General features: G+C 54.9%; 21 protein-coding genes. 19 read left to right on the top strand and 2 right to left on the bottom strand.

The window, feature by feature from the left end; translation table 11 throughout:
* The first annotated feature begins 77 nt into the window (after positions 1-77).
* The 5 genes from dxs to spo0A all read left to right on the top strand — a co-directional run bounded on the left by dxs (position 78) and on the right by spo0A (position 5,830).
* On the top strand, positions 78-1,970 hold the full coding sequence (gene dxs, locus KNP02_RS00205) for a 1-deoxy-D-xylulose-5-phosphate synthase (RefSeq protein ID WP_214706127.1): 1,893 nt from the start codon (positions 78-80) through the stop codon (positions 1,968-1,970).
* A gap of 6 nt (positions 1,971-1,976) precedes the next feature.
* Positions 1,977-2,798, top strand: a complete 822-nt coding sequence (locus tag KNP02_RS00200; RefSeq protein ID WP_034777976.1) for a TlyA family RNA methyltransferase — start codon at positions 1,977-1,979, stop codon at positions 2,796-2,798.
* 139 nt (positions 2,799-2,937) lie between these two features.
* Positions 2,938-3,387, top strand: coding sequence for a transcriptional regulator AhrC/ArgR (gene ahrC / locus KNP02_RS00195; RefSeq protein WP_214706119.1), 450 nt, complete (start codon positions 2,938-2,940; stop codon positions 3,385-3,387).
* Between the two features lie 13 nt (positions 3,388-3,400).
* Entirely contained in the window at positions 3,401-5,098 is a 1,698-nt protein-coding gene (gene recN / locus KNP02_RS00190; protein ID WP_214706118.1) for a DNA repair protein RecN, read from the top strand.
* A complete protein-coding gene (gene spo0A, locus KNP02_RS00185; protein ID WP_138859276.1) occupies positions 5,099-5,830 on the top strand; it encodes a sporulation transcription factor Spo0A in 732 nt (243 codons plus the stop codon). It begins immediately after the preceding gene.
* A 613-nt stretch (positions 5,831-6,443) separates the two neighbouring features.
* On the opposite strand, the gene KNP02_RS00180 is transcribed toward spo0A, so the two are convergent.
* Positions 6,444-6,692, bottom strand: a complete 249-nt coding sequence (locus KNP02_RS00180; RefSeq protein WP_034777970.1) for a DUF2627 family protein — start codon at positions 6,690-6,692, stop codon at positions 6,444-6,446.
* 130 nt (positions 6,693-6,822) lie between these two features.
* On the opposite strand from KNP02_RS00180, the gene KNP02_RS00175 reads away from it, so the two are divergent.
* The 8 genes from KNP02_RS00175 (at position 6,823) to KNP02_RS00140 (ending at position 16,442) form a co-directional block, all read left to right on the top strand.
* Positions 6,823-8,460, top strand: a complete 1,638-nt coding sequence (locus KNP02_RS00175) for a sigma 54-interacting transcriptional regulator (RefSeq protein ID WP_138859277.1) — start codon at positions 6,823-6,825, stop codon at positions 8,458-8,460.
* A gap of 122 nt (positions 8,461-8,582) precedes the next feature.
* Entirely contained in the window at positions 8,583-9,479 is an 897-nt protein-coding gene (gene yqiS / locus KNP02_RS00170; RefSeq protein ID WP_214706117.1) for a phosphate butyryltransferase, read from the top strand.
* 24 nt (positions 9,480-9,503) lie between these two features.
* Entirely contained in the window at positions 9,504-10,625 is a 1,122-nt protein-coding gene (locus tag KNP02_RS00165) for a Glu/Leu/Phe/Val family dehydrogenase (RefSeq protein ID WP_214706116.1), read from the top strand.
* 1 nt (position 10,626) lies between these two features.
* Positions 10,627-11,718, top strand: a complete 1,092-nt coding sequence (gene buk / locus KNP02_RS00160; RefSeq protein ID WP_214706115.1) for a butyrate kinase — start codon at positions 10,627-10,629, stop codon at positions 11,716-11,718.
* Positions 11,702-13,111, top strand: coding sequence for a dihydrolipoyl dehydrogenase (lpdA, locus tag KNP02_RS00155; protein ID WP_214706114.1), 1,410 nt, complete (start codon positions 11,702-11,704; stop codon positions 13,109-13,111). Before buk ends, lpdA begins: the two co-directional genes overlap by 17 nt.
* Positions 13,112-13,132: 21 nt before the next feature.
* Positions 13,133-14,131 (top strand): thiamine pyrophosphate-dependent dehydrogenase E1 component subunit alpha, encoded by a 999-nt coding sequence (locus tag KNP02_RS00150; RefSeq protein WP_034779950.1) that lies wholly within the window; start codon positions 13,133-13,135, stop codon positions 14,129-14,131.
* Entirely contained in the window at positions 14,131-15,108 is a 978-nt protein-coding gene (locus KNP02_RS00145) for an alpha-ketoacid dehydrogenase subunit beta (protein WP_034777955.1), read from the top strand. Before KNP02_RS00150 ends, KNP02_RS00145 begins: the two co-directional genes overlap by 1 nt.
* Positions 15,109-15,119: 11 nt before the next feature.
* A complete protein-coding gene (locus KNP02_RS00140) occupies positions 15,120-16,442 on the top strand; it encodes a dihydrolipoamide acetyltransferase family protein (protein WP_214706112.1) in 1,323 nt (440 codons plus the stop codon).
* Between the two features lie 80 nt (positions 16,443-16,522).
* Here the strand turns inward: KNP02_RS00140 and KNP02_RS00135 are convergent, their stop codons facing one another.
* On the bottom strand, positions 16,523-17,299 hold the full coding sequence (locus tag KNP02_RS00135; protein ID WP_214706110.1) for a sporulation protein: 777 nt from the start codon (positions 17,297-17,299) through the stop codon (positions 16,523-16,525).
* 99 nt (positions 17,300-17,398) lie between these two features.
* Here KNP02_RS00135 and KNP02_RS00130 point away from each other — a divergent pair, with 99 nt between their 5' ends.
* From KNP02_RS00130 to KNP02_RS00105, 6 genes are all read left to right on the top strand, one after another.
* Positions 17,399-18,583 carry a class I SAM-dependent methyltransferase gene (locus tag KNP02_RS00130; protein ID WP_034777948.1) on the top strand — a complete coding sequence of 395 codons (1,185 nt, stop codon included), beginning with the start codon at positions 17,399-17,401 and terminating at the stop codon, positions 18,581-18,583.
* A gap of 34 nt (positions 18,584-18,617) precedes the next feature.
* Positions 18,618-19,046 (top strand): BrxA/BrxB family bacilliredoxin, encoded by a 429-nt coding sequence (locus KNP02_RS00125; protein WP_214706109.1) that lies wholly within the window; start codon positions 18,618-18,620, stop codon positions 19,044-19,046.
* 55 nt (positions 19,047-19,101) lie between these two features.
* Positions 19,102-19,443 (top strand): DUF952 domain-containing protein, encoded by a 342-nt coding sequence (locus KNP02_RS00120; protein ID WP_021067681.1) that lies wholly within the window; start codon positions 19,102-19,104, stop codon positions 19,441-19,443.
* A gap of 184 nt (positions 19,444-19,627) precedes the next feature.
* Entirely contained in the window at positions 19,628-20,416 is a 789-nt protein-coding gene (locus KNP02_RS00115) for a transporter substrate-binding domain-containing protein (RefSeq protein WP_214706642.1), read from the top strand.
* Between the two features lie 56 nt (positions 20,417-20,472).
* The gene (locus KNP02_RS00110; protein ID WP_034777942.1) at positions 20,473-21,132 is read left to right on the top strand and encodes an amino acid ABC transporter permease; all 660 of its coding nucleotides are present in this window, start codon (positions 20,473-20,475) and stop codon (positions 21,130-21,132) included.
* Positions 21,129-21,851 (top strand): amino acid ABC transporter ATP-binding protein, encoded by a 723-nt coding sequence (locus KNP02_RS00105; RefSeq protein ID WP_138859288.1) that lies wholly within the window; start codon positions 21,129-21,131, stop codon positions 21,849-21,851. Before KNP02_RS00110 ends, KNP02_RS00105 begins: the two co-directional genes overlap by 4 nt.
* Positions 21,852-21,888: the final 37 nt, after the last annotated feature.

Genomic DNA, 21,888 nt, shown 5'->3' with positions numbered 1-21,888 from the left:
TGTATAGCATCTATGGACACATTCTTGTAAAATGTAAGGTACGAATCAGTAATAAGACAGGAGAAAGGATGGTCATCATGGACTTGACATCCATTCAAGACCCGTCATTCTTAAAAAAGATGTCGGTACCCGAGTTAGAAGCGCTCGGCGCAGACATCAGACGGTTTTTGATTGAAAAATTGGCTGAAACGGGAGGGCACTTGGGACCAAACCTAGGGGTTGTCGAATTGACGCTTGCCTTGCACCGTGTATTTGAAAGTCCGAAAGACCAACTCGTATGGGACGTGGGGCATCAAGCGTACGTCCACAAAATCTTGACAGGACGAACGAGTCAGTTCGATACGCTGCGTCAATACAACGGCTTATGCGGATTCCCGAAGCGTTGTGAGAGCGATCATGACGTCTGGGAGACGGGGCACAGCTCGACGTCCTTATCGGCCGCGATGGGAATCGCCATCGCGAACGAGTTGAAAGGACGCTCGAACGACCGGGCCATCGCCATCATCGGGGACGGGGCGCTCACTGGGGGAATGGCGCTCGAAGCGCTCAACCATATCGGCGCCGAGAAACAAAATGTCATCGTCATCTTGAACGATAACGAGATGTCGATCGCGCCGAACGTCGGCGCGATGCACAACATGCTCGGCCGGATGCGGTCGTCACGTAAACTGAAACACGCCCGTGAGGAAGTCGAGACGCTCATCAAACATATCCCGATCGTTGGCAACTCGCTCGAACGGAGCGGGGAACGCGTGAAGGATATGCTGAAATCAGCGCTCATCCCAGGGACGTTCTTCGAAGAGCTCGGATTCACGTACTTCGGACCGGCGGACGGTCACGATTTACGCGACCTGCTCGAGACGCTCGAGTACGCCAAGAAAATCGATGGACCGGTCATCGTTCACGTCATCACGAAAAAAGGCAAGGGCTATCGTCCGGCCGAACTCGATGGTGTCGGCACGTGGCACGGTCTCGGACCGTATAAAATCGAGTCGGGAGAAGTCATCAAAGACAAGGTCAAAGGACCGAGCTATTCGAAGGTCGTCGCTGAGACGATCACGAAAGTCGCCGAGACGGACGAGCGCGTGACACTCATCACACCAGCGATGAGCGTCGGCTCGAAACTCGATTGCTTCAACAAGCAATTCCCGGAGCGGATGTTTGACGTCGGCATCGCCGAGCAACATGCGGTCACATTGGCCGGAGGACAGGCGACACAAGGCTTGAAGCCGGTCGTCTCGATTTATTCGACGTTCTTCCAACGCGCCTATGATCAGCTCGTGCACGACATTTGCCGTCAAAACTTGAACGTCGTCTTCACGATCGATCGTTCTGGTCTAGTCGGAGCGGACGGGGAGACGCACCAAGGCGTGTTCGATATCGCCTTTATGCGCCACGTGCCGAACATTCGCATCTTGATGGCGAAAGACGAAGAGGAATTGCAACATCTCGTCTATTCGGCGCTGAAGTATGATGACGGTCCAATCGCCGTCCGTTTCCCGCGCGGCGAAGGAATCGGGACACCGATGAGCGAGACGCTCCGCGAATTGCCGCTCGACGTCTGGGAGACGGTCGCGGACGGAACGGATGTCGCCATCTTGACGTTCGGTCCACAAGTGCAAGATGCGCTTGAAGTGCGTGCACTGCTTGAAGGACAAGTGAGCATCCGTGTCATCAACGCTCGGACGATCAAACCACTCGACGACGTCATGCTCTCCGCTTTATACGCGGAAGGCATCCCGCTCGTCACGTTAGAGGAAGCGGCGCTCGCCGGAGGTTTCGGCAGCAGTGTGCTCGAACATGCGAGCGATGCCGGGCAGTTCCCGCGTGTGCTCCGACTTGGCATTCCGGACCGGTATATCGAACACGGCGGCGTCAATCAATTGCTCGAAGAAATCGGGCTCCGTCCGACGCAAATCGCTGACTCGGTTCAGCAGTTCGTTCAAGTGACAAATCGACAGAATGTGTGAGGAACTATGGAAAAACGAAAGAAAACTAGATTAGATGTACTCCTCGTCGACCGCGGGTTAGCGGAGACGAGAGAGAAAGCGAAACGGGCCGTCATGGCCGGTCTCGTCTATAGTGGGACCGAACGGCTTGATAAGGCGGGGGACAAAGTGTTTGACGACATCCCGCTCGAAGTGAAAGGCCAAGTGTTGCCATACGTCGGACGGGGGGGACTGAAGCTTGAAAAAGCGCTCCAAGTCTTCCCGTTCGATGTGGCTGGTAACATCGGCATCGATATCGGTTCATCGACAGGCGGGTTTACTGATTGCGCGCTCCAAAACGGCGCTGCGCAGATGTATGCCGTCGACGTCGGTTATAACCAATTGGCATGGAAACTGCGGAGCGATGACCGTGTCGTCGTCATGGAGCGGATGAACTTCCGCCATGCGACCGCTGACCAGTTTCCGGTGGCGCCGGACTTTGCGACGATTGACGTCTCATTTATCTCGCTTCGGCTCATGATTCCGCCGTTGAAGACGATTTTGAAGCCTAACGGCATCGTCATGGCGCTCGTCAAACCGCAATTTGAGGCCGGGAAGGCCGATGTCGGCAAGAAAGGCATCGTCCGGGACCGTGCCATCCATGAACGGGTCGTCGACGACATGGTCCGTTACTTCGCCTCGGAAGGGTTCGAAGTTGCGGGACTCGACTTCTCGCCGATCACCGGTGGGGATGGGAATATCGAATTCTTATTGTTCGCCCGTTTCACCGGTGTCGGCAGTGTCGACCCAGCCATCGACGTGGACGCGGTCATCGACGCCGCCCACGCGCAATTGAAGAAGAACGCTTGAACTGCAGACGTCCTGTCTGCAGTTTTTTTGTGTCCGCTCGCCGATCCAGGGAATTCATCCCGCGAAAGCTAGACCTTTTTTCGACAATACTTTAGAATGATACTGAGTATGTGAAACATAAAATGAGGTGTCAGCGAGTATGAACAAAGGACAGCGCTTGATTAAAATTCGAGAAATCGTGACCAATCGTGAAATCGAGACACAAGACGAGCTCGTCGATGAGCTCTACCGATCCGGCTATCCGGTGACGCAAGCGACAGTTTCACGGGATATCAAAGAACTTCATCTCGTGAAAGTGCCGCTCAACGACGGTCGCTATAAGTATAGTCTCCCGGCCGATCAACGCTTCAATCCGTACGGCAAGATGAAGCGGATCCTCGGTGACAGCTTCGTCTCGGTCGACTCGGCTCAAAACTTGGTCGTCATGAAAGTGTTGCCGGGCAATGCGGATGCGATCGGTGTCTTGATTGATCATTTGTCATGGGACGAGCTGATCGGAACGGTATGTGGAGACGACACGATTTTGATGATCGCCCGTGACGAAGACCAGGCGAAACGAATCATCGAACGACTACTCGGAATGTTATGAGGTGAATTATCGTATGTTAGCAGAACTATCGATCAAACAATTTGCGATCATCGATGAACTGAATATCACGTTCAAACGTGGGATGACCGTATTGACAGGGGAGACCGGGGCTGGGAAGTCAATCTTGCTCGACGCCATCGGTTTGCTCGTCGGGGGACGCGGCTCGAGCGAGTTTGTCCGTTACGGTCAAGACAAGGCGGAGATCGAAGGGCTGTTCATCGTCGAACCGGACCACCCGATCCTCGAGGCGGCGACCCAATACGGGATTGAGATCGAAGAAGGGACCGTCATTTTACGCCGCGACTTACATAGCAGCGGAAAGAGCGTTTGCCGGGTCAACGGCAAGATGATGCCGCTATCGACGCTACGCGAACTCGGCCGACTGCTCGTCGATATCCATGGCCAGCACGAGCATCAGCACTTGATGGATGCCGAGTACCATCTCGGTATTTTGGATAGCTTTGCCGAAGCCGAGCTCGCCCCGCTCCTCGAGCGATATCGCGAGGCTTACGTCGATTGGAAAAACGTCGCCGATGAGTTGAAACGGTTGAGTCAAAGTGAACAAGAGTTGGCCCAACGCATGGACTTGCTCGCGTTCCAGACGAATGAGATCGAGGCGGCCGAGCTGAAAGTCGGTGAAGAACAGGCGCTCACGGAGGAACGGAACGAGCTCGCCAACTTCGAGCGGATTCATCAGCACGTCCGGTTATCGTATGAGGCGGTCGCGGATGAGGCGAAAGGGCTCGACCAGATCGGCATCGCCATGCGCGAGATGGAGGAAGCCTCCGCATTGTCGACATCGCTCGCGCCGATGGCCGAGACGATCTCGAACGCTTACTTCTTGCTCGAAGACGCGAAATTTCAGTTGCGTGACCAGCTCGACTCGCTCGAATTCGATCCGATCCGGCTCGATGAGATCGAGACGCGGCTCGCTTTGTTCCAACAGCTGAAGCGGAAATACGGCGCCACGATCGACGAGGTCATCACGTACGGGGAAAAAATTGCTGATGAGTTAAAATCGATGACGAATCGGGAAGAACATTTGCAAGAACTATCGGACCGGCTCGCCCAGCTCGAACAAAAAGTACGTACGTCCGGGCTGACGCTATCGGCGGCCCGTAAACAAGCGGCTTCCGAGCTCGAGAAGGCGATTCAGCGTGAATTGAAAGAATTATATATGGAGAAGACCCAGTTCGAAGTTCGGTTCAAAGAAGGACCGTTCAAGGCGGACGGGCTCGATCAAGTCGAATTCTATATGATGACGAACGTCGGGGAGCCTTTCAAGCCGCTCGCCAAAGTGGCCTCCGGCGGAGAATTGTCCCGCGTCATGCTCGCCTTGAAGTCGATTTTCTCGCGAACGGTCGGCGTCGCGTCGATCATTTTCGATGAAGTGGACACGGGTGTCTCAGGACGGGTCGCCCAAGCGATGGGTGAGAAGATCTTCCGTCTGTCGGTCGGCTCACAAGTGCTCTGTATCACCCATTTGGCTCAAGTGGCCGCCATGGCGGATCAGCACTTGTACATCACGAAGACGGAGACGGATGATCGCACGAAGACGAACGTCTCCACGCTCGGTCATGCCGAACGAGTCGATGAGCTCGGGCGCATGATCGCCGGGGCGCAGATGACGGATTTGACGAAACAACATGTGGAGGAACTGCTCACTATGTCTCTCCAATTAAAACGGAAGTTTATCGAAGGGGTGTCTTAATTGATCACATTATGTATCGCGGACGACAATCGAGAAATCGTCGACTTGTTGACCCGCCAACTCGAGTCCGAGGACGACTTAAAAGTCGTCGGGACCGCCTACGACGGCGAGGCATGCTTAGACGTCGTCAAGACACACCAGCCGGACGTGCTGCTGCTCGACATCATCATGCCGCACCTGGACGGCATCGGCGTCCTCGAACGGTTACAGACGGAATTGGCTCATGCCAAACCGGAAGTGATCATGCTCAGTGCGTTCGGGAAAGATGAAGTGACGAAACAGGCAGTTCAACTCGGCGCTTCTTACTTTTTGGTCAAGCCGTTCAACATTCAACAATTGATCACGAAAATCCGCGAACTCGCCGCTGGTTCGAGCCGAGAATTCGAGGCGATGTCGCCGGAAGAACTCGATATCTCGCTGTTGTTGCAACAACTCGGGATTTCACCGCGCATCAAAGGGTTTAAATATATTCGTCAAGCCGTCGTGTACGTCCGGGAGCGCCAAGAGCTGCTCGGATTGATCACGAAGGAACTGTATCCGATGATCGCGAAAGAGCATGAGACGACGTCGTCCCGTGTCGAGCGAGCGATGCGCCATGCCATCAAGACGGCATGGGAGAACGGGATGCGCGACCATGAGATGTTCGATGGCCGGCCTGAGCGCGAGCGCAGTCCGAAAAACTCTGAATTCATTTCATATTTCGTCACGTATCAATCGTTTAAACAGAAATGACCGATCAGGGGGTTCTCCTCCTGATTTTCTTTAATATTGTGAAAGAAAGCGCTTGCAAAATTGCCGGAACTTGTTATAATAAAGGTGTACCAAGTTACTTGGACGAGCGTCAGATGAACGCTTTCTAACGTGTTCCGGAACAGGTTAGAGCAAGAAATCATCTCGGACCGCTATCCGTCAATAGCTCAGAGGTGGGAACGACATCTCAAATCGTCATCGTCCCGACGAGAGGTCGCGGCGTACGCTCATTCGCGAGGCGATTCCGGCATCGGTTCGAAGCTAGGGACCGTGTTCGGGGAAAACGAATCGTTCAGTTGACCAAAAGGAGTGTTGTCAACCGTTGAACAGTTTATGGCAAGCGTTCGACTTCACGATGGATGGTTCGACATGACCCGATGACTATTTGTTAGTAACTCGAATGGGTACGTTTCCGTTCACGCAAGACGGCAGTTACTAATTTCTTTCAAACTTCTTCATTAAGAAGACCATTGGACCTCATGTCACAAGATTGTAGCAAGTAGGAGAGGAGATCATCCGTAGTGATCACAATTCAATACGAATAAAAAGGTTCCGCACTTGAAATGAAGTCAAGTTAGGGAACCTTTTTTTGTGTTCAAGAATCTATTCGCGGGACTTTGCCTGTTTTCTTGTCACGATTGAAGATATAACCTGCCACAAAACCGATCCCGCCCATCGCGATCAACAGCCCGAACGTTCCTTGGAGCATGGAGGCGGCTGCCACCGACTCGATCCAAGAGAATGGGACGCTCGTCTTGAGGAAGAAACTGTCGCGAAGCAACTTGATGCCATAGACACCAAGTAGGCCAGGGATGATCAAGATCAGCAGTGCGATGATACGCATAGGATCTCCTCCTTAACACTCATTATTTTAACAGAAAATACATAGCTCGACACGGCCTTTTTTGTGAGGTTGCGAAATCAGTTCAGGTTCAGTAGCATGGATGCAGAACGGTAAAATGGGGGATATTAGAATGAATAAACGATTGATGATTGTCGGTGCGGGGAAAGGCGGGACCGAGGTGTTGAAGATGTTGCTCGACTCGCCGCTCGTCACCGTCGTCGCCGTCATCGACCCGGAAGCGATGGCCGAAGGCGTGCAGCTCGCGCGCAACCACGGGATTATGACGGCGGGGGATTGGCGGGTATGTGCTGCAACACGTCTCGATTTCGTGATCGAGACGACCGGACGCTCTGAGACGTTTGATGAGTTGAAAGAACATTTTGCGGACGCGGTCGTCTTGCCCGGGGAGTTCATCCGTATCGTCGTCGAACGGCTGAAGCAAAACCAACAGATGCTCGAGGCGATCATCGACTGTACGAGCGAGGCGATCTCGGTCGCCGACCACAACGGGAATACGATTTTAATCAACCCGTCCTATACGCGACTGACGGGATTCAAGAAAGAAGACGTCGTCGATAAGCCGGCGACGGCCGACATCGGCATGCAGGAGAGCGTTCACTTGAAAGTGCTGTCGACCGGGCAAGGAGTCCGCGATATCCGGATGCAAATCGGGGCGACGCGGCGCGACATTCTCGTCAATGCCGAACCGATTATCGTCGAAGGGAAACTGCGCGGGTCGGTCGGTGTGATCCGGGACGTCTCCCAAATCCGGGCGCTCCGTGACGAGCTGCAAGAAGCGAAGACGCGTATCCGCAACCTTGAGGCGAAATACCAATTCGCCGATATCATCGCGTCGAGCGACGCGATGCGCTTCGTCATCGAACAGGCCCGCCTCGCCGCGGTCACGCCGGTCACCGTCCTCATTCGCGGGGAGTCGGGGACGGGCAAGGAACTGTTCGCCCATGCGATCCACGGAGAGTCTCCGCGGAAATATAAAAAGTTCGTCCGCGTCAATTGCGCGGCCATCTCCCCGACGCTCCTCGAGAGTGAGTTGTTCGGTTATGAGGACGGTGCCTTCAGTGGGGCGAAACGTGGTGGGAAGGTCGGCTATTTCGAAGAGGCCGATGGCGGCTCACTCTTCTTAGACGAAATTGGCGAACTGCCGGTCGACGTCCAAGTCAAACTCCTCCGTGTCCTGCAGGAACATGAGATCGTCCGGGTCGGGGGCACGAATGCGATTCCGGTCGACGTCCGCATCATCGCGGCGACGAACGCCGACCTCGAACAGAAAGTGGCGGACGGCACGTTCCGTGAAGACTTGTACTATCGAATCAATCGGATGCCGATTCATATCCCGCCGCTCCGGGACCGGCTTGAAGAAGTCGAGCCGCTCTGTGAGCGCATTGTCCGTAAATTGAATCAAGAGTACGGCCGCAGTGTGCGCGGTGTGAACCGTGAGGCGACCGAACTGCTGAAGAGCCAATACTGGAAAGGCAACGTCCGTGAACTCGAGAACGTGCTCGGCCGGGCGATGATTTATATGGCGAGCAGCGAACAGTGGATCGCCCCGCACCATCTTCAACTCTCGGCCCGTGTCCCGTCGACACGACCGACCGACGCGCTTTCCTTGCAAGACGCCGTCGCACGTTACGAACGAGATTTGATTGAACGGGCGATCGAGGAAGCGGACGGCAACAAGTCGGAAGCGGCTCGTCGATTACACATCTCGATCCGAACGCTGTATAATAAACTTGAACGTCTGCAATAAATTACCTGCACTTTTTTTCATACCATGCAATAATGTGCGTAATATGCAACTGGTTAAAGCGCTTTCAAAAATGGAAACAATCTTGCATGATAGTAAGTGAAGACAGGCAAGGGGGGACACGCATGAATTTTGAACGGATGCTCGAACAAGCGAAACAACTGAACGGGCGCACCGTCTCGATCGCCGGGGCGGCCGACGTAGAAGTCATCCGCGCCGTCAAGCTCGCGACCGATCACGGATTGTCTCGGTTCAAACTGATGGGGGAGGCCCGTGAGATTAAACGATTGTGTGATGATCACGGCATCGACGAGGACGCGGTCGACATCATCCACGTCAAAGGCGACAAAGAGATTGCCAAACGGGCCACACTCGCCGTCAAAATGGGGGAAGCCGATGTGCTCATGAAAGGAATGGTCGCGACGTCGACGTTCATGAAAGCCGTGCTCAGCCGGGAGACGGGGCTGAGGACGAACCGGACGCTCAGCCATATCGCCCTTTTCCAAATCCCGAATCGGGACCGGCTGATCGGGGTGACCGACGCGGCGATCCATATCGCGCCGACACTCGATGAAAAAGTCGACATCATTCATAACGCCGTGGCGGCGATGCATGACATCGGTTACGCGTCGCCGAAAGTGGCCGCCATCGCGGCGGTCGAAGTCGTCAATCCGCAGATGACGGCGACACTGGACGCCGCACTGCTCAGTCAGATGAACCGGCGCGGACAAATCAAAGGTTGTATCGTCGACGGGCCGCTCGCGCTCGATAACGCCGTCGACATGGTCGCGGCCAAACAGAAAGGCATCGCCAGCGACGTCGCCGGACAAGCCGACCTATTGCTCGTCCCATACATAGAGGTCGGCAACGTCCTTTATAAGTCGATGATGTACTTTGCCGGAGCAAGTGTGGCAGCCATCGTCGTCGGCGCGGCCGCCCCGGTCGTCTTGACGAGTCGGGCCGATACGGCCGAGGCCAAGCTGTACTCACTCGCGTTCGCATTACTGCACGCCAAAAAATAAACTACGCATATGGAGGAATCATCAATGATGGAAACTAACATGGAACCACGCTTTCGTATTTTCGACGTCTTACAGGCTGAAGACTATGAGCAAATCGTCTTCTGTCAAGATCAGGCATCGGGATTGAAGGCGATTATCGCGATTCATGATACGACGCTCGGACCGGCTCTCGGGGGGCTGCGGATGTGGAACTACGCTTCAGAAGAAGAGGCGCTCACGGACGTTCTCCGTCTCGCCAAAGGGATGACGTATAAGAACGCGGCGGCGGGACTCAACCTTGGTGGCGGGAAGGCCGTCATCATCGGCAATGCGAAGACGGACAAATCAGAGGCGTTGTTCCGTGCATTCGGTCGTTACGTGCAATCGCTCAGCGGGCGCTACATCACGGCCGAGGACGTCAATACGTCGGTCGCCGATATGGACTTCATCCACATGGAAACGGATTACGTGACCGGTGTCAGCCCGGCGTTCGGATCGAGCGGCAACCCATCACCGGTGACGGCGTATGGCGTGTATCGCGGCATGAAGGCGGCAGTGAAATGGAAGTTCGGTTCGGATTCGCTCGCCGGCAAGACGGTCGCCGTCCAAGGGGTCGGGAACGTCGCCTATAACTTGTGCCGCCACTTACATGAAGAAGGGGCACACTTGGTCGTCACCGACATCAACGAAGAGGCGCTCAAACGGGCCGAGACGGACTTCGGCGCGACGGTCGTCAAGCCGGACGAGATTTATGCGGTCGATTGTGACATCTTCGCCCCGTGTGCGCTCGGTGCGGTCATCAATGATAAGACGATTCCGATGCTCAAAGCCCAAATCGTCGCCGGAGCGGCGAACAACCAGCTCGCTGAGGATCGTCACGGGGACGTGCTCGAGGAGCGCGGTATCCTTTACGCCCCAGACTTCGTCATCAACGCGGGCGGTGTCATCAACGTGGCCGACGAGCTCGAAGGCTATAACCGCGAGCGGGCGATGAAGAAAGTCGAGCTCATTTACGACAACATGCAGCGCGTCTTCGAGATTGCCGAACGGGACGGGGTACCGACCCACGTCGCGGCCGAGAAGATGGCTGAAGAGCGCATTCAGATGATGGCACGTTCACGCAGCCAGTTCTTGAAAGTCGAAAAGAGTCTGTTAGGTGGTCGCTAAAATGACAAGACAGCTCATTCTTGCCATCAACCCTGGTTCGACTTCGACGAAGGTCGGCTTGTTTGACGGAGCGGTCGAGATCATGTCTCGGACCGTCCGTCATGGGGCCGACGTCACAGGATTGTCAATTCCGAAGCAACTTTCGCATCGGGAACGGGAAGTACGAGCCTTGTTGGCCGAGACGGGCATCGCGGGCGAGGACTTGTCCGCGATCGTCGGTCGCGGTGGCTTGCTTGCCCCGATGACGTCGGGGACGTACGCCGTCAATCCGCTCATGCGGGAAGACTTGGCGAGCGGACGTTTCGGCATGCACGCCTCGAACTTGGGCGGTTTGCTCGCCCACAAGCTCGGCGAGTTATTTCAAGTACCGAATTTTATCGTTGATCCAGTAGTCGTCGACGAGCTCGGACCGCTCGCGCGACCAACGGGAATGCCTGAAATCAACCGACGCAGCATCTTCCACGCCTTGAACCAAAAGGCGGTCGCGAAGCGTTTTGCCGCCGAAAATGGAAGCGATTACAAAGAGCTCAACCTGATCATCGCTCACCTCGGAGGCGGCATCACGGTCGGCGCCCATGTCAAAGGGACGGTCATTGATGTGAACAACGGACTCGATGGCGACGGACCGCTCGCGCCGGAACGAGCCGGTTCGATTCCTGTTGGACAGGTAGTAGAACTATGTTATAGTACCAGGTATAAACATTCGGAAATGAAACAAAAAATCGTCGGACGCGGAGGTCTGTTTGCCCACCTCGGGACGTTCGACGCGATCGAGATCGAACAGCGGATGGCAGACGGTGATAAGCAAGCCGCACTCCTTTACGAGACGATGGCGTACCGGGTCGCTCAAGAGATCGCCAAACATGGCGCCACCTTATTTGGTGACGTCGACGCGATTCTATTGACGGGCGGCATCGCCTATTCGACTTGGCTGACCGAGCAAATTAGTGCGCGCGTCGGCTATTTGGCGCCGGTCCACATCTATCCTGGTGAAGATGAGTTGAAGGCACTCGCCGAAGGCGCACTCCGGGCCATCCGACAAGAAGAAGCAGTTCGAGAATATGAGGGGGATACACATGGCACGAGAATTTGAGATCGTCGTCATCGGCGGCGGTCCTGGCGGATATGTCGCGGCCATCAAGGCGGCCCAAGCCGGTAAAACTGTCGCAATCGTGGAGGCCGAGAAACTCGGCGGGACATGTCTACATAAAGGATGCATCCCGACGAAGGCGTTGTTGAAAGCGGCCCACGTCTATCAGACGGCGAAACATGGGAGCGCCTACGGCGTCGAGACGGGAACGGTCACGTTCAACATGGAACGCGCCCAGTCGTTCAAACGCGATTTGGTCGCAGGGCTTGAGAAAGGCATCGAGCACTTGATGAAACAAGGCAAGATTGAGGTATTCCGCGGCAAGGCCTCGATTTTAGGGCCGAGCATCTTCTCGCCGCAGCCGGGAACGGTCGCGGTCGAGGACAGCTCGGGCGAGTCTGAGCTCATCTTGCCGAACCAGCTCATCATCGCGACGGGGTCGATTCCGCGCGAACTGCCTGGTCTGCCGTTTGACCATACACGGATTTTAAACTCGGACGACCTGCTCCAATTCGAACGGTTGCCGGCATCGATCGCCATCGTTGGCGGTGGGGTCATCGGTGTCGAATGGGCCTCGATGCTCATCGACCTCGACGTTGACGTCACCTTGATCGAAGTCGGAGAGCGACTGTTGCCGCTCGAAGACAAGGCGGTGTCACGGGAAGTCGAACGGCTGCTCAAAAAGCGCGGCGTCAAAGTGAAAAAGAACGTCACGGTCGACCCCGAGCGGACTGAAGTAACCCCGGACGCCGTCGCACTCGCGGTCGGCGAAGAGACGCTCTCGGTCGAGTGTGTGCTCGTCTCGGTCGGACGGGTCGCCAATACGGAACATCTCGGGTTACAGAACACATCGATTGTCGTCGAGAACGGTGTCATCCAAGTCGATGAGCAGTATCGGACGAAAGAACGTCACATCTTCGCCATCGGGGACTGCATCGGCAAGCTCCAGCTCGCCCATGTCGCCTCAGCGGAAGGTGTCAAGGCGGTCGAGACGATTCTCGGTCACGAGCCGACTCCGCTCGATTATGCGTTGATCCCGCGTTGCGTGTACGGGGTGCCGGAAGTCGCATCGGTCGGCATGACCGAGGAAGCGGCCAAAGCGGCCGGTCATGATGTGAAGACGGGCACGTATCGCTTCAACGGTCTCGGCAAGGCCCGCATCGAAGGACAGGCGGACGGATTCGTCAAGCTCGTGTCCGACAAGTCGACCGACGACCTGCTCGGTGTGCATATCGTCGGGCCAAAAGCGACAGAACTGATCACAGAAGGCGGACTCGCTCTCGTCTTGAACGCCACGGCATGGGAAATGGGCCAACTCGTCCATCCTCACCCGGCGCTGAGCGAAGCGTTCCAAGAAGCGGCACTGGCCGTTGACGGATTACCGATTCACGCCTAAGGAGGAAACAGAATGGAACAGATGACTGTGAATTCATATGAGGAACTAGGATTGACAAAACAAGACCTCGGTGCGATGTACGAGACGATGGTCCGCGCCCGTAAAATCGATGAGCGCATGTGGAAATTGAACCGTGCCGGAAAAATCCCGTTCGTCGTCTCGTGTCAAGGACAAGAGGCGGCCCAAGTCGGGGCAGCGTTCGCGCTTGAGAAAGGGACGGACTATATTCTCCCGTATTACCGCGATGTCGCCGTTGTCCTCCACTTCGGACAGACGGCTCGCGACTTGATGTTGTCGGCGTTCGCCAAGGCGGAAGACCCGAACTCGGGCGGTCGTCAGATGCCAGGGCATTTCGGTTCAAAACAGCACCGCATCGTGACGGGTTCGTCTCCGGTGACGACGCAAGTACCGCATGCGGTCGGTGTGGCGCTCGCCGCCAAACTGAAAAAAGAAGAACTCGTCACGTTTGTCTCGTTCGGAGAAGGCTCATCGAACCAAGGTGACTTCCACGAAGGTGCAAACTTCGCCGGTGTCCACAAGCTGCCGGTCATCTTGTTCTGTGAGAACAACAAATACGCCATCTCGGTACCGCTCTCGAAGCAACTCGCTTGTGAGCGCGTATCGGACCGCGCCAAAGGTTACGGGATGCCGGGCGTCACGGTCGATGGGACAGATCCGATTGCCGTCTATGTCGCCGTGAAAGAAGCACGCGCCCGCGCTCTTCGCGGCGAAGGCCCGACGCTCATCGAAGCCGAAGTCGAACGTCTCGTACCGCACTCGTCAGATGACGATGACAAAGCGTACCGCTCGGTCGAAGAGTTGGCTGACCTTAAAAATCGCGACGGGAATCAATTGTTCCGGAAGCGTTTGATTGAGGATGGCGTCATGACCGAGGAAGAACTCGCAGAGATCGAGGCAAACGTCGATCGTGAAGTCAATGAGGCGACTGCGTACGCCGACAAGGCACCATATGCGTCTCCAGAATCGACGATGGACCATGTGTACGAGGAGGAAATGTGATGAAAACGTTTATTGAAGCGATCAATGAAGCGATCCATGAAGAGATGGAACGCGATGAGAACGTCTTCGTGCTCGGGGAAGATGTCGGTGTCCGAGGCGGTGTGTTCCGTGCGACCCAAGGCTTGATTGAGAAGTACGGCGAGGACCGCGTCATCGATGCGCCGCTCGCCGAGAGCGCGATCGCAGGTGTCGGAATCGGGGCGGCCATGTATGGCATGCGTCCGATCGCCGAAATGCAATTCGCCGACTTCATCATGCCGGCGGTCAACCAAATCGTCTCGGAAGCGGCGAAAATCCGCTATCGTTCAAATAACGATTGGACGTGCCCGATGGTCATCCGTGCACCGTTCGGCGGTGGAATCCATGGTGCGCTCTATCACTCTCAATCGGTCGAGGCGATGTTCAACTCGACGCCTGGACTCAAGGTCGTCATCCCGTCCGATCCGGTCGATGCGAAAGGATTGCTCAAGGCAGCCATTCGTTCGAACGACCCGGTCCTCTTCTTTGAGCACAAACGGGCATATCGTCTATTGAAGTCGGAACTCCCGACCGAAGAGTACACGGTCGAGATCGGCAAGGCCGCCGTCAAGCGGGAAGGTGACGATATCACGATCATCACGTACGGTCTGTGCGTCCACATGGCCCAGGAAGCGGCGAAGACGCTTGAAGCCGAAGGGGTCAGCACGCACATCCTCGATTTGCGCACAATTTATCCGCTCGACCAAGACGCCATCGTTGAAGCCGTCAAGAAAACCGGGAAAGTGCTCCTCGTCACCGAGGACAATAAAGAAGGCAGCATCATCGGGGAAGTCGCGGCCATCATCGCTGAGAAAGCACTATTTGAACTCGATGCGCCGATTGAACGTCTGGCGGGACCGGACGTTCCGTCGATGCCGTACGCACCACCGATGGAGAAGTTCTTCATCGTCTCCCCTGAAAAAATCGCGGAGCGGGCACGTCAGCTCGCCGCCTTTTAAGGAGGGATCATATGGAACAGACAATTAAAATGCCACAGCTCGGGGAAAGTGTCACCGAGGGGACGATCACGACGTTTCTCGTCAAACCAGGTGACCGCGTCGAGGAGTATGAGCCGCTCGCCGAGGTCATGACCGATAAAGTGACGGCTGAGATCCCGGCGACGAGTGCCGGCGTCGTGAAAGAAATGTTAATCAGTGAAGGGGACACGGTCGCCGTCGGCACGCCAGTCCTCATCATGGAAGTCGAAGGTGCCGAGTCTACACCGGCAAAAGCAGAACCGAAAGCAGAACCGGCACAAGTCGAATCGGCCCCGGTCGAGACGAAGCAAGCGGTCACTGCCGCGTCGGCCGCGCCACGGAAACAGAATAATGGACGTTTCTCGCCGGCGGTCATCCGACTCGCCAATGAGAATGCGATCGACTTGAACGAGCTCGACGGCAGCGGCCTCGGTGGTCGCATCACGCGCAAAGATGTCCTCCGCTACTTGTCAGAAGGTCGTCCGGTCAAGCCGGAAACGGCGACGCAGGCGCCAGTCCAAGAGACGATGACCCAAGTGAAGCTCGAAGTGCCGGAAACAGTTGCTGCCCCGGCTGTAACGCCAGCTACTACGGCTTCTGCTGACGTCTCAACGGACCGCGTCGAATTGATTCCGACGGCCGGTGTCCGTCAAGCGATCGCCAACAACATGGTCCGCTCGAAACATGAGGCCCCGCATGCGTGGCTCATGATCGAGGTCGATGTGACGAACCTCGTCTCAGCCCGGGCCAAGTTGAAAGACGAGTTCTTCAAGCGGGAAGGTGTCAAACTGACATTCATGCCGTTCTTTATGAAGGCGGCGATCGAGGCGCTCAAAAAACACCCGATGATGAACTCGGAATGGGCGGGCGATCACATCAAAGTCCATCAAGATATCCATCTGTCGGTCGCCGTCGCAGCGAACGACGCCCTCTACGTCCCGGTTATCAAACATGCGGACGAGAAGAACATCAAAGGGCTCGCTGTCGCCCTTCAAGACGTGGCGGCGCGTGCCCGCGGCAACCGTTTGAAAGCGGACGAGATGCGCGGTGGCACGTTCACGATCAACAATACGGGTGCGTTCGGTTCGATTCAATCGGCGCCGATTTTGAACTATCCGCAAGCGGCCATCCTGTCGGTCGAGTCGATCGTGAAACGTCCCGTTTGGGTGAATGGGATGTTCGCGGCGCGTGATATGGTCAACTTGTGTATGTCGGTCGACCACCGTGTCCTCGACGGTCTCGTCGCCGGTCAATTCTTGCAGGCCATCAAACAGTCGCTCGAGTCTATCGACCCAGACACGTATACGCTCTATTGATTCACGTCCTGCCTTCGACCGAGGCAGGATTTTTCATATGGAAAATAAAAAAGCCACGGAATTGTCCGTGGCAACATGGTTCAGATGGAACGTTCAATCAATGCCTCGAGATCGCGGCGAATCCGTTCGGGCGAAGTGAGCTCGGCGTTCGTGTAGCTGAGTCGGTGCGTCGATTCGTCGGTCCCGGTCAAGTCGGCGAACAGGCTGCCGAGATTATGGACGCTCTTGTCGACTTGAATCAATAAATCTAACGACGATTCTGTTTGGAGCATGACGACTTCGAGCTCATCGAGTTTGCGTCCATAGCTCGTCCCGTTCGGCGAGTATTCGAGCTCTTGGGCAATCGGGAGACGGCCGGAACGATGGCGGGCCGGGAGCATCTCCGTATCGGCCTTCTTCAAGCGGAAACCGATGTCATCGAGCACATCGAGGACGACCTGTTGAGCGTGGTTCGGTTTGACGAGAATCGAGTCCTCGTCTTTCGGGTCGACGGCCTGGGCGATATCGAGACCGGTCTCAATCCACGATTTCGATTGGCTGACTGAAATCGGCGTGTTGAACGGCACGTCGATCGTGAACGGGATTTCCTTCACTTCGTCGGGCCCAATCATGAACGGCGCCTCGTTCAACAAAATCTTCTCAATCGTGAACGTCGAGTACGTCGTCTTGTCGTTCACCTCATGCTTATAAAGCGTGTTGAAGAAGATGTAAATCCGGTCGACCGATTGCTCGGTGCTACCGCCCTTGATATGGACGACACCATCGAGCGTCCCGCCTGGCACACAGGCACTCTCCGCGAGCCGTGTATCGACCGTCGCGGCACCGATCCCAATCGATGATAATAACTTTTTGAACATACAATAATCCTCCTTTGACGTTTGCACGTGTTCGTGTAATAGTATGTACGAATACACGTGAACAAAAGTTTCGAAACTATTGAAAAAAGGATGAACGCAGTGGAATATACAGAGTTAAAACAGCGACTCGCTGATGTGATTCGCCAGAACGAGCTCGTGACGGCGACAGTCAGCCAACCGCGTCAAAAGTCGAACGATTTGCGCCGGGTCAAATTGAAGCCGGTCCTGTTGAAAGGCGAGTACCATATACAGTTCGAATACCAATTTGAACGGGTGATGAAACATAAAAATCTCACACCGGACGAGGCGGTCATCGAGCTCGATGAATTGCTCGAGACGTTCCGCCAAGGTCAGTTCCAGTTGACGGCGTCCGAGGTCCACTTTCAACTGTCTAAAAAGTTCAAAGTGACGTTCAAAGAACGTGAGACGGCCGTCAAACAAGTGAAGCTGAGCCATAACCGCGAGAAGCAGTATTTGTTACCGCTCGATGAACCGGTACCGTTCCTCATCCGCCTCGGCGTCCAGTCCGAGGACGGAAAAGTGAAGCGTCAAAAATACGACAAGTTCAAACAAATCAACCGCTTCCTCGAGTTTATCGAAGACTCAATCAAACATTTACCGACCGACCGGACCGTCCGGATTCTCGATTTCGGCTCAGGGAAGTCATATTTGACGTTCGCCCTCTATCACTTCTTGCATGAAATGAAAGGCTATGACGTCCATATCACAGGGCTCGATTTGAAGAAAGAAGTCATCGAAGAATGTGCCGGGATTGCCCGTGACCTCGGCTATGAGCGCCTCGAGTTTCTCGTCGGGGACATCAACGAGTTCGAAGGCGAGACGGCGGTCGATATGGTCGTCACGCTTCATGCCTGTGACGTCGCGACGGACATGGCGCTCGCCCGGGCCGTTCGCTGGGGAGCTAAAGTCATCTTGAGCGTCCCTTGTTGTCAAAAAGAATTGAATCGTCAACTCGAGGCACCGAGCCTCGACGTCATGTTGCAGCATGGACTCGTCAAAGAACGGTTCGCGGCGCTCGCCACCGATTCGATTCGGGCCGAATTACTTGGACTCGTCGGCTATGAGGCGCAACTGCTCGAGTTCATCGACATGGAGCACACGCCGAAGAACATCCTGATTCGGGCGTATCTCACGAACCGGGAAGCGACCGCTGAAGCGCGGGCCCGCTATGTGGCCTTCAAGACGCTGTTGAACGCGACACCGTTCCTCGAAGGACAATTGAGCGATAGACTTGTCCTAACCGATCCACTAGACGTAAAATAAGAAAGAACAGACGCAAGTCGAAAGGGGAAACAATATGGATTTTCAATTATACTTTCAAGATGTAGTCGAACAAGCTCGCAATGAGGTACGCGCTGCAGGGTACACAGAACTCACGACATCGGAAGAAGTCGACGCGGCGTTAACAAAAGAAGGCAAGACGCTCGTGCTCGTCAACTCGGTATGTGGCTGTGCCGGTGGCATCGCTCGTCCGGCAGCAGCGTACGTGAACAAGATGGAAGGCGTCAAACCGGACCAATTCGTGACTGTGTTCGCGGGTCAAGACCGTGAAGCGACGGACCGGGCCCGTGAATACTTCGAAGGTTACGCCCCGTCGTCACCATCGATCGCGCTGTTAGAAGACGGCAATATCGTCACGATGGTCGAACGGAGCACGATCGAGTCATCGACGGCCGAAGAGCTCGTCGAGCAGTTACAGACGTTGTTCGATATTTACTACGCCTAAGAAGTGAGCGCAGAGGCCTTGCCTTTGCGCTTTTCCTTAAGAAGGGATCGATGAGATGGAACCAGTCGTCAAAATCATGAGCGAGGCCGAATATACGATTGCTTTGTCGCGCGGCGAGATCAACGAGCCGACCCTCCAGACGGAAGGTTATATTCGTTGTTGCACCCCGCAACAGATCGGCAAATTCGTGCGTCGACATTATCATGGGGAGCGAGTCGTGCTCGTCTCGTTCCATGTCGGACGTCTCGGCAGCCTGCTCCACTACGAGTTTGACGAGGACGGGGAACGCTATCCCCACGTGTATAGCGCCATCCCGATCGCGTCGGTCAAACGGGTGCAGCCCTACGGCTCTCGCGACAACGGTACGGTCACTTATTTTGCTTACGAGCGAATGTGACCGTATTTTTTTATATTTTATGCATGAATATACTTTACAAGTAATAATTATGTGTATATAGTGGTTGAAGAACAAGTCGGACATGTGATGAGTCGAAGAACAGTTGAGCACTATTCACATATATGTCATAATTTTGTTAAAGTTCTGATAATTTCATCCTATATAGAAGAAAGGGACGATGAATATGAAAAAAGGTTTTCTAGCATTATGTATCGCAAGTCTTGCCGCTTTCACGGTAGCTTGTGGGGCAGACGTGAACGAAGGAGGTTCGACGTCGACCGATGAGGAGGATAAAGTCATCGTCATGGGGACGAGTGCGGACTACTTCCCATATGAGTTCGTCGATACGGCGAACGGCGACGAGATCGTCGGTTTCGATATCGACATCGCCAAGCAAGTGGCCGAGAACATGGGCTATGAATTGAAAATTGAAGACATGGATTTCGGTAGCCTACTCGGGGCGCTGAACGCTGGCCGTGTCGATTTCGTCATGGCAGGTATGACACCGACAGAAGAACGAAAAGAGAACGCTGATTTCTCAGACATCTACTTCACTGCGAAGAACTTGATCTTGTCAAAAGGGGATGCCATCCAGTCGCTTGAAGATTTAGACGGGAAACAAGTCGGGGTCCAACTTGGTTCGATTCAAGAAGGAATCGCTAAAGAACAAATCCCGGGCGCTGAAATTGTCGCCTTGAACAAGATCCCGGAGATCATCCAGGAAATCAAGACCGGTCGCATCGATGCAATGGTCATCGAGGACACGGTCGCGAAGAAATACCTCGACCAAGACAGCGAACTTTCAACGTTTGAAATCGTCGATGAGGAAGAGGCCGGTTCTGCCGCCGCCTTCCGTAAGGACGATGAGCTCCGCAATCAATTCAATGAAGAATTGAACAAGATGATCGATTCAGGAGACATCGAGAAGTTGGCACAAAAATGGTTCGAACAAGAAGCAGCACCAGCTGAATAAAGATTGAAGAAGGCTGACTGAAAATATCAGTCAGCCTTTTTTAGGAGGAACTCACAATGGATTTTAGTCGGATTTATGATTCTATCCCGTATATTCTCGAAGGGATCCCGGTCATGTTTCAAGTCGTGCTCGTCTCGGCCTTGCTCGGGATCACGCTCGGGGTCGTCGTCGCCACATTCAAGATCGTCCCAAACCGTCTCGTCAACTTCATCGGGCACGCCTACACGGCCGTATTCCGCGGGACACCGCTCATCTTGCAACTCGCGATCATCCACTTCGGGTTACCGCAATTGACCGGTTATATCACGACGCCGTATCAGTCGGCCGTCATCGCCTTCTCACTCAACTCGGCGGCGTATATCTCGGAAATCATTCGGGCCGGGATTCAAGCGGTCGATAAAGGCCAGTGGGAAGCGTCGGATGCCCTCGGCGTCCCGTACGTCAAACAACTGCGGTCAATCATCTTGCCGCAGGCGTTCAAAAATATCTTGCCGGCCCTCGTCAACGAGATGATCACGCTCACGAAAGAATCGGCGCTCGTCTCGACGGTCGGTGTGCTCGACATCATGCGTCGGGCGCAAATCGTCGGTGGGCAAAAGGCAATCTACTTTGAACCGCTCCTGTTTGCCGGTGTGATATACTTTACAATAGTGATGGTGTTGACGTATCTTGGTCAACGTCTAGAAAAACGGCTTAGAAAGAGTGATGGCAGATGATACAAGTAAAGGATTTATACAAACAATTTGGTGACCTCGAGGTCCTCAAAGGCATTACGACATCGATTGAGAAAGGGGAGGTCGTCGCCGTCATCGGTCCGTCCGGTTCCGGGAAATCGACGTTCCTTCGTTGCTTGAACATGCTTGAAGTGCCGACGTCCGGCACGGTCAGCGTCGCCGGCTATGAGCTCACGAAAAAAGGGGCGAACGTCTCGAAGGCTCGTCAAAACATCGGCATGGTGTTCCAACAGTTCAACTTGTTCCCGCATATGAGCGTGCTCGACAATTTGACGTACGCGCCGATCAACGTCTTGAAAGTGAGCAAGGCCGAAGCGATCGAACGAGCTAAAAAGCTCCTCGAACGCGTCGGATTATCGGAGAAGATTGACGCTTACCCGAGCCAACTGTCGGGTGGACAGAAGCAACGGGTCGCGATCGCCCGGGCGCTCGCCATGGAGCCGAACGTCATGTTGTTCGATGAGCCGACGTCGGCGCTCGACCCAGAGATGGTCAACGAAGTGCTCGACGTCATGAAAGGACTCGCCGATTCAGGGATGACGATGGTCGTCGTCACGCACGAGATGGGCTTTGCCCGCGAAGTGGCGGACCGCGTCCTCTTCCTCGACGAAGGTATCTTGATGGAAGAAGGCAAACCGGCCGACCTGCTCCTCAATCCGCAGACCGACCGCGCGAAACGCTTCTTAGAGAAAGTCTTATAACTGAAACGATCCATCTGACACCAGAAAGGGAGGATTT

The organism is Exiguobacterium sp. s40 (assembly GCF_018617905.1).
In the GTDB taxonomy this organism is placed as follows: Bacteria; Bacillota; Bacilli; order Exiguobacteriales; family Exiguobacteriaceae; genus Exiguobacterium; species Exiguobacterium mexicanum_A.
Note: the sequence above shows the minus strand (reverse complement) of the source record. Positions and strands in the feature narration are given on the sequence as shown.